This is a genomic window from Maribellus comscasis, assembly GCF_009762775.1.
In the GTDB taxonomy this organism is placed as follows: domain Bacteria; phylum Bacteroidota; class Bacteroidia; order Bacteroidales; family Prolixibacteraceae; genus Draconibacterium; species Draconibacterium comscasis.
Genome location: NZ_CP046401.1, coordinates 2,081,226 through 2,098,097 on the forward strand (window position 1 = coordinate 2,081,226; position 16,872 = coordinate 2,098,097).

General features: G+C 45.7%; 1 protein-coding gene (cut by a window edge). It reads left to right on the top strand.

Translation table 11 applies throughout. From position 1 onward, the window contains the following. Nucleotides 1-16,872: the 5' end (the start) of an HYR domain-containing protein gene (locus tag GM418_RS08500; RefSeq protein WP_158865074.1), read on the top strand. It continues 18,084 nt past the right edge of the window; the window shows 16,872 of its 34,956 coding nt (coding positions 1-16,872); it begins with the start codon at nt 1-3; its stop codon lies off the right edge, out of view.

Here is a 16,872-nt window from a genome sequence, read left to right on the forward strand (position 1 = left end):
ATGGTAGAAAGTAGTGACATAAAAGTCATTAGATTTTTTGTATTTATAATCCTTCTTTTTACACGTATTATTAATGGCGGTGCAAATAATACAGAAGGAGACTATTCGTACAAAATTTACTCGTTAAATTATTTAATAAACCTAAATGATGTAACGGAGTATACTTTTTTACCTTATCCAAACCAGCTCTCAAAGTCTGAAAATCAAGACACAAGCATAATTAGCTGCCCTGAAGACATTTCCACTTACACTGATTTGAATGCGTGTACAAGTTTTATCTCCGGAAATTTAGAAGCACTTATTCACGTCGGAAACATTGAAACATTAACCTGGGAAATGGCCGGGGCGACAGAAGGGAAGTCAAAACCTACCGGCATCAACCAAATTCGTTCCCACACCTTCAATGAAGGAACCACAATTATAACTTACACTGCAACCGACCAAAACAGCAATACATCCAACTGTTCATTTACTGTCACTATATCAGACAACCAGGTCCCTGTAATATTTAATTTCCCTAACAATATTATCATTAACACTAATGAAGGAGAATGTTATGCTGATGTGAGCTGGAATGAGCCGGAAGCTGTTGACAACTGTTTTACCCCGGAGGAAATAAGCTGGAACTCATCTCACGAATCAGGAACCAGATTCCAACTGGGAACAACCGAAGTTACATATTCATTTGTTGACGGTATTGAAAACAACAGGACAAATCTTTCTTTTCTGGTTACAGTTATCGATAATGAGTCTCCGATGCTTGTTAATTGCCCACCTGATATTACTGTTTATGCAGAAGAAGGAAGTTGCGAAACCACTGTTAACTGGGTTGAACCGACAGCTAATGACAATTGTACTGTAAACGAAAATTTACAGTGGAAAAAATCACATGAACCCGGAACTATTTTCTCAGTTGGAACGACGACAGTGACCTATTTAGCAGAAGATGAATCAGGCAATTTTAGCGAAGAATGCACCTTCAATGTAACCGTAATCGATAACCAATCACCATCTTTCACCGCCCCACACGATTTAAATCTCTACTGCGACGAATACATCCCTCCCTGGGAAACTTTTGAAGAATTCTGGGCAGCGGGGGGAATTGCTTCTGATAACTGCGAAATTAACCAACGCAGTTTTAAACTAATTTCAGCAGAGCAAGATTATACCAACTGCCCATTTACCTTAACCAGAACTTATCAGATAGCCGACATCTATGGAAACACTTCTACCATTTCACACTCCATTACATTTTTTGAACCCGCCATTTCGCTAAAGTCTGGCTTAGGTGCCTTGGAAACAGCATTGGCTGTAACTTTTACACAAGGCAACGTTACGTGCAACGGGGGAAATGATGGAAGTATCACTGTCTCGCTTACAGATATTGACGGTACATATGACATCTCCTGGTCAGGCCCCATTTCAAGCTCAGCTACATCTCAAAATGGTTCAAATTTTATAATCAATAATTTAACTGCAGGAAATTATACAATAACAATTACAGACGCAAGTGAAACAGAAATCCTAAATGTCTCAATTACAGAACCACCTCCACTCTCAATTATAACACAACCAACAAATTTAATCGAATGTGAAGGACACATAGTATCATATGATGTTACAGCATCAGGTGGTACAGGAAGTTACACATACACATGGCAAAGAAAAACACCTTCAGACGGCTCGTTTACTGATCTTTCAGCAGGCGGAAATATTTCTTTTCCAACACCTGATGAATTAAGGATTGAAAATGTTGGCAGTTCACAAGATCCTGATGGTACAGAATATCGCGCAGTTATTTCTGATGAATGTGAAACACTAATCTCAGACGTTGCTACACTCTCCGTAAACGAAATTACAGGTCTTGACCCTTCATATTCTGATGGCTCTATTACAGATATCACAATTTGTGAAGGAGAAAACTTTTCCTATACCGTCACAACATCTGGAGAGACGCCTGTTTCATATCAATGGAGGAAATTCATAAGTACAAACAATTGGGGAAATGTAACAGACAATGGTATCATTTCTGGTTCCAATTCAGCAACGCTAACTTTTATAAATGCAACACCTGTGGAAAGTGGTGAATATAAAGTTACTGTTACATTTCCTTCATCGGGTGCAGATTGTAATGTTACGAGTGATAGCAGAGAAAGAAACCTAACAGTTAGTCCACTTCCAAATCTATCAGTAAATATTCCTTCGCAACAAATCTGTCCGGGAACGCCAATCTCAGATCTGATTATAACAAGCGATATTCCGGTTGATTTTTCGTGGAGCAGAACAAATACGACCAATTTAACAGGAATTGCGCCATCAGGATCAACGAGTTCAACAACATCTTTAACCATTTCAGGATCGCTCTCCAGTTCCGGGCCACAGAACCTGCAATCTACAACATTTACGATAACTGCTGAATCTGGCGACGGATGTATTTCAATCATTACTGCCACTGTCGAAGTGGTTGACAATACACCTCCATCCATCACCTGCTCTTCAAACATTACACAAAGTACTGATGCGGGCAATTGTACAGCTTTTGTTACCATACCGGCACCGACAACAAGCGACTATTGCGGAATTGCATCGACGATCAACAATTACAATAATTCTTCCGATGCAAGTGATACATACCCGGTGGGAATTACCACTGTAGTGTGGACAGTAACTGACAACAGCGGAAACACTGGCACATGTTCGCAAACCGTAACTGTCACCGACAATGAAGCACCGGTTATCACAAATTGTCCTTCAAATATAACGATAAACAATACACTGGGCAGTTGCGAAGGAACAGCCACGTGGATTGAACCCTCAGCCACAGACAACTGCACATCGGCAGCAAACCTAAGCTGGAACCGTTCCCATATTCCCGGAAGCGCCTTCCCGGGAGGAACTACGACCGTTACTTATGAAGTAACTGACATGTCCGGAAATACCAGTAATGTTTGCAGTTTTACAGTCACAGTGCTTGATCAGGAAGTCCCGGCAAAGGAAAGCTGCCCTAACGACATATCTGTGGAAGTCAATCTTGACTCGTGCGATGCCATCGTAAATTATACTTTACCAACATTTAAAGATAATTGCGACGGAACAGGGTTAACCGGAACACTCGTGCAGGGACTTAGTCCGGGAGGTTCTTTTCCTCTTGGAACGACTACAGTAACTTACGAATATACCGATATTGCAAACAATGGCACAGCTTCGTGTTCCTTTGATGTAACTGTGATTGATAACCAGAAGCCAGAAATCATTTGTCCTGCCGATATAATTGAGAATGTTGATCCGGGCCAGTGTCAAGCGGATCTTACTATTCCGGTTGCAACAGCAACAGATAATTGCAACGTGGCGACAATAATTAATGATTACAATAATTCAGGAGATGCTTCTGATGTGTATTCTGTTGGGACAACAACGATTGTCTGGGTAGCAACTGACGACGAAGGAAATCAGGGAGTTTGCCAGCAAACAGTTACAATAATTGATAACGAACCGCCAAATGCTGATCCTCTTCCAAATCTCGGTCCGTTTAATTGCTTTGATGATATTACCGCTGCAAATACGGGCGATATCACCAATATTACAGACAATTGCGGCATGCCTGTTACTGCGACCTGGATTAACGACTCCGGCACGGGAGATTGCAGCTATTCGGTTATTCGGACCTACCGGTTGGAAGACCAGTACGGAAATATTTCAACAATTCAACAAAATATATTAATTGACGATACGACTCCCCCAACCGCAGATCCTCTTCCTGACATCACTGTTGATTGTTACGATGACTTAAATATTGCTCCTTACGCAGAAAATACGACTCATGTCAAAAACAAAAGTGATAATTGTGACGGAATAGTTACGGTAACTCAGCATTGGACGGATACAAATCCCGGAGGATGTAATTTGACTATTTACAGATATTATGTTATTGAAGATGAATGTGGAAATGCAGATACACTGGTTCAAAATATTTTTATCATTGACACTATCCCTCCTACTTTGAATGGAATCCCTGCAGATGAAACAATCAACTGCGACGAATACCCTTTCACACCCGTGGTTACAGCTACTGATAACTGTGATGCAGCACCTGTTATTACCTTAGACACGATTAATTCTACACAAACCTTTAATGGAAGCTGTACAGACTATACCTATGAATACACTTTGCGATGGACCGCCACAGACAATTGCGGCAATAGTTCAGCCGGTACACAAATTATTACTGTAACGGATGACTCGCCTCCTGCAATTACTGCTCCACCAACTGTAATTATCGATTGTGCGGAAAGTCGTGACACATCGAACACCGGTTCTCCAATTGCAATCGACAACTGCGAAAGTAATTTAATAATATCATATTCAGATCTAGAAGTCCCGGTTGGATGTGGAAACGAGTTATCAATAACCAGAACATTTACAGTAACTGATGTGTGCAATAGTTCATATACTTCAACTGTTACACAATCGATCGGTGTACAAGACAATATTGCTCCTACGTTTGACAATTTCCCTTCAGACACTCTCGTATCGTGTCCTGATGATATTCCTGATATAGACTCAACCATTACTGCAACAGACAATTGTGGCACCGCAACTGTTACTTTTATCAGTGAATCTTATTTTGGTTTAGAAAACCAACCAGGTTTTTGTCCTACCTCTGTGCAAAGAATTTACAAGGCAGAAGATGAGTGCGGAAATGCCATAGAATATACACATACAATCACAGTTGACGATGATTGCGGCTGTAGTATTTGTCAATCTTCTGTTCCGCACCAAATTGCCGATTTAAGGGGAACTCCGGACTCAGTTTGGATTGGAGAATGGTTGCAAAGGGATGGAACCTGTTGTGATCAACCTACAAATCATGAATGTCAATCAATTACCGTTTATCTTGACCCTAATGCCGTTAGTTTAATCGTTCAAGATGTACAGGCTCCTTCGTATGGAAGTGAAACATTCCAAATAGATTGTGGCCTCGAAGGAACTTTTGGTACTGAAATATGTGTAGAAGGTGGGGGTGTACACGTTATTACTGTATGCAAGCCTGGTAAAGAAAAACAACAAATAAGCATTACTCAAATATCTGGCGCAATAGCACCTGCAAATATAAGAACAAGAGTTGGATGTAACTATGTAATAGAAGTTGAAGGAAGTATCGACGAATCGACTGTAACCTGGACTGATATTTCAGGAAACGGATATGAAAAGTATTTATCATGCACTTACGGTTGTTTAACAAGTGTCTTTACTCCCGATTCAGATGCACCAACTACCGTACAATATCAAGTTTGTGGAAACTTGTTGGGCTCTTCCTGTATAGATGGAGCTAATGCCTGTGATACTGTCACCGTTACCGTTGTTCCGGAGATTGATATATTGATTGATTCGGTTGAGGTTTGTGAGGGTGAAAACATATCTGTAACAGGCACACCACAACCAGTCGGAACCTATAATATTTATTGGTATGACGATATCAATGGCACAGGAAATATTGTCAAACAAGAAATGGGAGTTTCCTCCTCAACCATAGATTTGAGTACTCTACCTGCAGGGAATTATAACTATTCTGTATATGCAGTGGAAGTAGCAACTGGCCTGGAATGTGCAGAAGACACTGTAAATTACAATATTACAGTTCATCCCCTACCTGATATTCCACCCATTCAGAACGGAGCAATTTGCTCCGAAGACTCAATAGTTGTTGATTTACCCTCTGGTTATACTTACGACTGGAATGATTATTCAAATATATCTGTTAGAGACGATTCTACTTTTGTATTTATTCCTGCCAGCACCGGAACATTTGAATATTATGTTACTATCACTTCTGAGTTTGGTTGCGAGACAACAGATACTTTCTCTCTGGTTGTTGATGCTTGTCTGGAATGTGGAGACACAACACTGTGTCCTGCAGATACAATAATTATTACAACAGTAAGTGATTTCATTGCAGCAGGCGGCATCGTCAATTTTCCGTGTAATGTCGACGATTCAAGCATCGATCTAATTCGTTCAGTATCAAATAATGCTTCCTGTCCGGAAACAATCACCAACACATACGAAGTCTGGGATAATTGTGGAAATAGTGCCACTTGTGAATTCACTATTACCCGAACAGACACAAATTTCCCGACTGTTGTTTGCCCGGATGATGCAGTATTAGAAGCCTGCTCTGAGGTTGATATGGACTCCATTACGGGTTTACCATATTCCGCGACTGACACAATAATCACATTGGCACAGTTTCAATCAGCTGGTGGAGATGCCAGTGATAATTGTACCTATACCATTTCATACAGGGATGTTTTATCCGGTACCTGTCCAACAAACGTCAGGAGAATTTTTACTGTAACCGATTTATGTGACAATCAGGTTCAATGTGAGCAAACTTTTACGATCAATGACGAAATTCCCCCTGTGGTAAATTGTCCTCCTGATATCGAACTGATTGCTTGTGGTGATACTGATTTGGACTCTTTGACATCATTACCCTTTTCTTCAACGATTTCAATCATATCTCTTGCTGAGTTCATTGCGGCAAACGGAAGTGTAACCGAAGACTGCGGCATCTCGCAAATATCCTACATTGATACAAAAACTGGAGCCTGTCCAGTTACTTACAGTCGAAGTTTCAGAGTAACCGACTTATGTGGAAATTCAGATACATGTATTCAAACTATAACTTTAAACGACACCATTCCTCCTGAAATAAATTGTCCTTCAGGATTTATACTGGAATGTATTACTGATATTCCAACAGCCGCCACAACTGTTGCTGATTTTATCACGTCAGGAGGTTCAGTTTCTGACAATTGCTCTCTTCTGAACGAATCATTTGATATGATTAGTGAAACCACTACAACCGGAGACTGTCCAATTTATGTTGAAAGAGTATACAGCATATCCGATGAATGCGGGAATGCTGCAACCTGCACTCAAACCTTTACCATCGATGATAATGAAGCTCCTGTACTTCATGATATACCTGAAGATGTAACATTTGAATGTTCAGACTGTATTCAAGGCTTTGTAAATGGAGATTTTGAAGACAATAACATACAATCCAGTCAGGGTTGGGATTATGAAAATGAAAATGATGTGCCGGGCTGGGACACTGATTCTCCTACAGACAATATTGAACTACAAAGATCCGGCAGTGTCAACGGGGTAATCTCTCATTCTGGAAATTTTCATGCTGAATTAAATGCTGATACTGATGGAGACTTTTACCAGGAATTTTGCACAGTTCCTACCACTTGGGTACAAGTTTCCTTTTGGCATCGATGGAGACCTCCAATTTGGCATAACTCAAATGATGATATTATGGGAATATATGTCGGCCCAGACCATAATAATGTTTCTTTGGTTGCAACCGTTACATCTCCGGCTAATGTAGCACCAGATTACTGGGAACAATACACCTTTTCTTTTGCTGTTCCAGCAGGTCAAACATCTACTACATTTTTATTCCGGGCAATACAAGGAGCCCCAACTGATAACACATATGGGAACTTAATTGACGATATTCAGGTAGTTACACTTTTTGATCCTTCTGCGATACCATATGCAACAGACAACTGCGATGCCGCAATAGATCTTGTAGAAAACAGAATTGATGGTGAATGTGAGGGAAATTATCAGTTAATCAGAACCTGGACAGCCACTGATTATTGTGGAAATTCAACTTCAGCAACTCAAACGGTAACTGTTGGTGATTATGAAGATCCTATTTTACATAACTTACCAAACGATACCACTGTGAGTTGTAATGACATACCTGAGCCTGCAAATGTAACTGCAACAGACAATTGTGAACTCGACACCCTTGTGTTTGCAGAATTTGGAGGATATGGATGCAATTATACAATCGAACGTACCTGGACAGCTTTTGATGAATGTGGACACTCAACTTCGCACACTCAATATATTTACGTTCAGGATACCACGCCTCCTGAAATAACGTGTCTTCCCGATACTTCATTTCAATGTATTGCTGATATTCCGGCTCCGGATATTTCGCAAATTATAGTTATTGACAGCTGCAATGATGCAACCGTTTCATTTATTGGAGATTCTTCCGATGGAAATACTTGTCCTGAAGTTATTACCAGAACTTACCAGGCAGAAGACAGTTGCGGAAATGTAGCTACTTGTACTCAAATATTTACTATAAATGATACAATCCCACCCGATTTTACGGTTCCACCTGATATTACTATTTATAAAAATGATACTTGTGGTTATGATGCATCTATTTCTATAACAGGTGATGTAAGTGACGAGAATGACAACTGTTCGATAAACCTGGAAGCTACTTATTCTGATTCAGAATCTGTTGGTGCGTGTGATGGAGAAACAACAATTACGCGTACATGGAGTGTAACCGATGAATGTGGCAATGACACCACACAAACTCAAATCATTACGGTTTCCGACACAATTAGCCCTGTTATTTCATGTCCGCCATTAGATAGTATTGAAGCTTGTGATATTACTGAATTTAATGCCCAGGGTTCATTCCCATATTCTGAAACTCCTCAATCACTTACAGTTCCTGAATTCGAGGCTCTTGGCGGAACAGCAACCGACAACTGTAATGTGTTTACAATAACCTACCACGATGTAAGTGACGGACTTGATTGTCCGGAAACGATTACAAGAACATATACAGTTACAGATGATTGTGAGAATACAACAATCTGCACACAAATAATCACCCTAAATGATTACACACCACCGTCATTTACGGTTCCTGAAGATATTACAATTTATAAGGATGATGATTGCAATTATGATGCATCCTCAGGCATCACTGGAGAAGTTACTGATTTATCTGATAACTGCACTGTGGCTTCATTACTTGTTGTAACATCTACCGAAGTTAATTCGGCAGGAGCCTGTGATGACGAAATTATTATTACACGTACCTGGACCGTAACCGATGAATGCGGAAATGATTCATCTCAAGTTCAAACAATTACAGTCTCGGATAGCGTTCGTCCTGCTATTTCATGTCCGCCATTAGATAGTATTGAAGCTTGTGATATTTCTGAATTCAATACCCAGATAACATTCCCTTACTCTGAAACTGCTTCTTCAATCACTGTCGCTGAATTCGAGGCTTTGGGAGGAACAGCAACCGACAACTGTAATGTCTTTACAATTACATACCAGGATACTAGTGATGGACTCGACTGTCCGGAAACAATAACCCGTACCTATACTGTCTCCGACAACTGTGGAAATCAAACTACTTGTAATCAAACAATAACAATTGGAGACAATACTCCTCCAACAATCACGTGCCCGGAAAATATTAACGTTACAGCTTGTGACGTTAACATATTAATGGATTCAACCGGACTTGCTTTTAGTACAGTTCCAATTACTATTAATTTATCAGATACTACAATCGTAGGAATTTCGGTTTCAGATAATTGTGGAGTGTATGAAATTACTTACCAAGATGATAGTACTGGAATTTGTCCTATTGTCATAACAAGGACATTTACTGTTATTGACTCTTGTGGAAATAGTTCTTCATGCCACCAAGAAATAGTCATAAATCCGCAGGCCATTACATGGACTGACCCAGCTGACGTGACTGTCGATGCATGCACATTCGACGATGTTGACCTTGCTTCCGCCCAGGCTAACCTCGACGCCGCTATAGCTCAATGGGTAACTGACAACCAGAACGCATTCGCTGCAAGCGGTGGCTGCAGCCCAGAAGTAACCAATGACTTCGTTGCTCAGTCTATTGACTACTGCGCAGGGGGATCTGTTACGATTACATGGACCATCGAAGACCTCTGCCAGTCTACTGATGTGACAGCTACATACACCGTAAACCCGGTGCCGCCGCTGACATTGACTCAGCCAGCTGACAAAACAGTCGATGCCTGTGACTTCGACGATACTTCGGATAACCTGACCGCCGCTCAGAACGCTCTCAACGCTGACTTCGACGCGTGGCTCGCCGCTCAGGCAGCAGCTGTCGCCGAAGGTGGAGGATGTAGCCCAACTCTATCCAATGACTGGGATAATTCATACATCGACTTCTGTGCCGGTGGATCCATTACCATTACATGGACTGTTACTGACATATGCGATACTCAGACAACAACAGCTACATACACCGTAAACCCGGTGCCGCCGCTGACATTGACTCAGCCAGCTGACAAAACAGTCGATGCCTGTGACTTCGACGATACTTCGGATAACCTGACCGCCGCTCAGAACGCTCTCAACGCTGACTTCGACGCGTGGCTCGCCGCTCAGGCAGCAGCTGTCGCCGAAGGTGGAGGATGTAGCCCAACTCTATCCAATGACTGGGATAATTCATACATCGACTTCTGTGCCGGTGGATCCATTACCATTACATGGACTGTTACTGACATATGCGATACTCAGACAACAACAGCTACATACACCGTAAACCCGGTGCCGCCGCTGACATTGACTCAGCCAGCTGACAAAACAGTCGATGCCTGTGACTTCGACGATACTTCGGATAACCTGACCGCCGCTCAGAACGCTCTCAACGCTGACTTCGACGCGTGGCTCGCCGCTCAGGCAGCAGCTGTCGCCGAAGGTGGAGGATGTAGCCCAACTCTATCCAATGACTGGGATAATTCATACATCGACTTCTGTGCCGGTGGATCCATTACCATTACATGGACTGTTACTGACATATGCGATACTCAGACAACAACAGCTACATACACCGTAAACCCGGTGCCGCCGCTGACATTGACTCAGCCAGCTGACAAAACAGTCGATGCCTGTGACTTCGACGATACTTCGGATAACCTGACCGCCGCTCAGAACGCTCTCAACGCTGACTTCGACGCGTGGCTCGCCGCTCAGGCAGCAGCTGTCGCCGAAGGTGGAGGATGTAGCCCAACTCTATCCAATGACTGGGATAATTCATACATCGACTTCTGTGCCGGTGGATCCATTACCATTACATGGACTGTTACTGACATATGCGATACTCAGACAACAACAGCTACATACACCGTAAACCCGGTGCCGCCGCTGACATTGACTCAGCCAGCTGACAAAACAGTCGATGCCTGTGACTTCGACGATACTTCGGATAACCTGACCGCCGCTCAGAACGCTCTCAACGCTGACTTCGACGCGTGGCTCGCCGCTCAGGCAGCAGCTGTCGCCGAAGGTGGAGGATGTAGCCCAACTCTATCCAATGACTGGGATAATTCATACATCGACTTCTGTGCCGGTGGATCCATTACCATTACATGGACTGTTACTGACATATGCGATACTCAGACAACAACAGCTACATACACCGTAAACCCGGTGCCGCCGCTGACATTGACTCAGCCAGCTGACAAAACAGTCGATGCCTGTGACTTCGACGATACTTCGGATAACCTGACCGCCGCTCAGAACGCTCTCAACGCTGACTTCGACGCGTGGCTCGCCGCTCAGGCAGCAGCTGTCGCCGAAGGTGGAGGATGTAGCCCAACTCTATCCAATGACTGGGATAATTCATACATCGACTTCTGTGCCGGTGGATCCATTACCATTACATGGACTGTTACTGACATATGCGATACTCAGACAACAACAGCTACATACACCGTAAACCCGGTGCCGCCGCTGACATTGACTCAGCCAGCTGACAAAACAGTCGATGCCTGTGACTTCGACGATACTTCGGATAACCTGACCGCCGCTCAGAACGCTCTCAACGCTGACTTCGACGCGTGGCTCGCCGCTCAGGCAGCAGCTGTCGCCGAAGGTGGAGGATGTAGCCCAACTCTATCCAATGACTGGGATAATTCATACATCGACTTCTGTGCCGGTGGATCCATTACCATTACATGGACTGTTACTGACATATGCGATACTCAGACAACAACAGCTACATACACCGTAAACCCGGTGCCGCCGCTGACATTGACTCAGCCAGCTGACAAAACAGTCGATGCCTGTGACTTCGACGATACTTCGGATAACCTGACCGCCGCTCAGAACGCTCTCAACGCTGACTTCGACGCGTGGCTCGCCGCTCAGGCAGCAGCTGTCGCCGAAGGTGGAGGATGTAGCCCAACTCTATCCAATGACTGGGATAATTCATACATCGACTTCTGTGCCGGTGGATCCATTACCATTACATGGACTGTTACTGACATATGCGATACTCAGACAACAACAGCTACATACACCGTAAACCCGGTGCCGCCGCTGACATTGACTCAGCCAGCTGACAAAACAGTCGATGCCTGTGACTTCGACGATACTTCGGATAACCTGACCGCCGCTCAGAACGCTCTCAACGCTGACTTCGACGCGTGGCTCGCCGCTCAGGCAGCAGCTGTCGCCGAAGGTGGAGGATGTAGCCCAACTCTATCCAATGACTGGGATAATTCATACATCGACTTCTGTGCCGGTGGATCCATTACCATTACATGGACTGTTACTGACATATGCGATACTCAGACAACAACAGCTACATACACCGTAAACCCGGTGCCGCCGCTGACATTGACTCAGCCAGCTGACAAAACAGTCGATGCCTGTGACTTCGACGATACTTCGGATAACCTGACCGCCGCTCAGAACGCTCTCAACGCTGACTTCGACGCGTGGCTCGCCGCTCAGGCAGCAGCTGTCGCCGAAGGTGGAGGATGTAGCCCAACTCTATCCAATGACTGGGATAATTCATACATCGACTTCTGTGCCGGTGGATCCATTACCATTACATGGACTGTTACTGACATATGCGATACTCAGACAACAACAGCTACATACACCGTAAACCCGGTGCCGCCGCTGACATTGACTCAGCCAGCTGACAAAACAGTCGATGCCTGTGACTTCGACGATACTTCGGATAACCTGACCGCCGCTCAGAACGCTCTCAACGCTGACTTCGACGCGTGGCTCGCCGCTCAGGCAGCAGCTGTCGCCGAAGGTGGAGGATGTAGCCCAACTCTATCCAATGACTGGGATAATTCATACATCGACTTCTGTGCCGGTGGATCCATTACCATTACATGGACTGTTACTGACATATGCGATACTCAGACAACAACAGCTACATACACCGTAAACCCGGTGCCGCCGCTGACATTGACTCAGCCAGCTGACAAAACAGTCGATGCCTGTGACTTCGACGATACTTCGGATAACCTGACCGCCGCTCAGAACGCTCTCAACGCTGACTTCGACGCGTGGCTCGCCGCTCAGGCAGCAGCTGTCGCCGAAGGTGGAGGATGTAGCCCAACTCTATCCAATGACTGGGATAATTCATACATCGACTTCTGTGCCGGTGGATCCATTACCATTACATGGACTGTTACTGACATATGCGATACTCAGACAACAACAGCTACATACACCGTAAACCCGGTGCCGCCGCTGACATTGACTCAGCCAGCTGACAAAACAGTCGATGCCTGTGACTTCGACGATACTTCGGATAACCTGACCGCCGCTCAGAACGCTCTCAACGCTGACTTCGACGCGTGGCTCGCCGCTCAGGCAGCAGCTGTCGCCGAAGGTGGAGGATGTAGCCCAACTCTATCCAATGACTGGGATAATTCATACATCGACTTCTGTGCCGGTGGATCCATTACCATTACATGGACTGTTACTGACATATGCGATACTCAGACAACAACAGCTACATACACCGTAAACCCGGTGCCGCCGCTGACATTGACTCAGCCAGCTGACAAAACAGTCGATGCCTGTGACTTCGACGATACTTCGGATAACCTGACCGCCGCTCAGAACGCTCTCAACGCTGACTTCGACGCGTGGCTCGCCGCTCAGGCAGCAGCTGTCGCCGAAGGTGGAGGATGTAGCCCAACTCTATCCAATGACTGGGATAATTCATACATCGACTTCTGTGCCGGTGGATCCATTACCATTACATGGACTGTTACTGACATATGCGATACTCAGACAACAACAGCTACATACACCGTAAACCCGGTGCCGCCGCTGACATTGACTCAGCCAGCTGACAAAACAGTCGATGCCTGTGACTTCGACGATACTTCGGATAACCTGACCGCCGCTCAGAACGCTCTCAACGCTGACTTCGACGCGTGGCTCGCCGCTCAGGCAGCAGCTGTCGCCGAAGGTGGAGGATGTAGCCCAACTCTATCCAATGACTGGGATAATTCATACATCGACTTCTGTGCCGGTGGATCCATTACCATTACATGGACTGTTACTGACATATGCGATACTCAGACAACAACAGCTACATACACCGTAAACCCGGTGCCGCCGCTGACATTGACTCAGCCAGCTGACAAAACAGTCGATGCCTGTGACTTCGACGATACTTCGGATAACCTGACCGCCGCTCAGAACGCTCTCAACGCTGACTTCGACGCGTGGCTCGCCGCTCAGGCAGCAGCTGTCGCCGAAGGTGGAGGATGTAGCCCAACTCTATCCAATGACTGGGATAATTCATACATCGACTTCTGTGCCGGTGGATCCATTACCATTACATGGACTGTTACTGACATATGCGATACTCAGACAACAACAGCTACATACACCGTAAACCCGGTGCCGCCGCTGACATTGACTCAGCCAGCTGACAAAACAGTCGATGCCTGTGACTTCGACGATACTTCGGATAACCTGACCGCCGCTCAGAACGCTCTCAACGCTGACTTCGACGCGTGGCTCGCCGCTCAGGCAGCAGCTGTCGCCGAAGGTGGAGGATGTAGCCCAACTCTATCCAATGACTGGGATAATTCATACATCGACTTCTGTGCCGGTGGATCCATTACCATTACATGGACTGTTACTGACATATGCGATACTCAGACAACAACAGCTACATACACCGTAAACCCGGTGCCGCCGCTGACATTGACTCAGCCAGCTGACAAAACAGTCGATGCCTGTGACTTCGACGATACTTCGGATAACCTGACCGCCGCTCAGAACGCTCTCAACGCTGACTTCGACGCGTGGCTCGCCGCTCAGGCAGCAGCTGTCGCCGAAGGTGGAGGATGTAGCCCAACTCTATCCAATGACTGGGATAATTCATACATCGACTTCTGTGCCGGTGGATCCATTACCATTACATGGACTGTTACTGACATATGCGATACTCAGACAACAACAGCTACATACACCGTAAACCCGGTGCCGCCGCTGACATTGACTCAGCCAGCTGACAAAACAGTCGATGCCTGTGACTTCGACGATACTTCGGATAACCTGACCGCCGCTCAGAACGCTCTCAACGCTGACTTCGACGCGTGGCTCGCCGCTCAGGCAGCAGCTGTCGCCGAAGGTGGAGGATGTAGCCCAACTCTATCCAATGACTGGGATAATTCATACATCGACTTCTGTGCCGGTGGATCCATTACCATTACATGGACTGTTACTGACATATGCGATACTCAGACAACAACAGCTACATACACCGTAAACCCGGTGCCGCCGCTGACATTGACTCAGCCAGCTGACAAAACAGTCGATGCCTGTGACTTCGACGATACTTCGGATAACCTGACCGCCGCTCAGAACGCTCTCAACGCTGACTTCGACGCGTGGCTCGCCGCTCAGGCAGCAGCTGTCGCCGAAGGTGGAGGATGTAGCCCAACTCTATCCAATGACTGGGATAATTCATACATCGACTTCTGTGCCGGTGGATCCATTACCATTACATGGACTGTTACTGACATATGCGATACTCAGACAACAACAGCTACATACACCGTAAACCCGGTGCCGCCGCTGACATTGACTCAGCCAGCTGACAAAACAGTCGATGCCTGTGACTTCGACGATACTTCGGATAACCTGACCGCCGCTCAGAACGCTCTCAACGCTGACTTCGACGCGTGGCTCGCCGCTCAGGCAGCAGCTGTCGCCGAAGGTGGAGGATGTAGCCCAACTCTATCCAATGACTGGGATAATTCATACATCGACTTCTGTGCCGGTGGATCCATTACCATTACATGGACTGTTACTGACATATGCGATACTCAGACAACAACAGCTACATACACCGTAAACCCGGTGCCGCCGCTGACATTGACTCAGCCAGCTGACAAAACAGTCGATGCCTGTGACTTCGACGATACTTCGGATAACCTGACCGCCGCTCAGAACGCTCTCAACGCTGACTTCGACGCGTGGCTCGCCGCTCAGGCAGCAGCTGTCGCCGAAGGTGGAGGATGTAGCCCAACTCTATCCAATGACTGGGATAATTCATACATCGACTTCTGTGCCGGTGGATCCATTACCATTACATGGACTGTTACTGACATATGCGATACTCAGACAACAACAGCTACATACACCGTAAACCCGGTGCCGCCGCTGACATTGACTCAGCCAGCTGACAAAACAGTCGATGCCTGTGACTTCGACGATACTTCGGATAACCTGACCGCCGCTCAGAACGCTCTCAACGCTGACTTCGACGCGTGGCTCGCCGCTCAGGCAGCAGCTGTCGCCGAAGGTGGAGGATGTAGCCCAACTCTATCCAATGACTGGGATAATTCATACATCGACTTCTGTGCCGGTGGATCCATTACCATTACATGGACTGTTACTGACATATGCGATACTCAGACAACAACAGCTACATACACCGTAAACCCGGTGCCGCCGCTGACATTGACTCAGCCAGCTGACAAAACAGTCGATGCCTGTGACTTCGACGATACTTCGGATAACCTGACCGCCGCTCAGAACGCTCTCAACGCTGACTTCGACGCGTGGCTCGCCGCTCAGGCAGCAGCTGTCGCCGAAGGTGGAGGATGTAGCCCAACTCTATCCAATGACTGGGATAATTCATACATCGACTTCTGTGCCGGTGGATCCATTACCATTACATGGACTGTTACTGACATA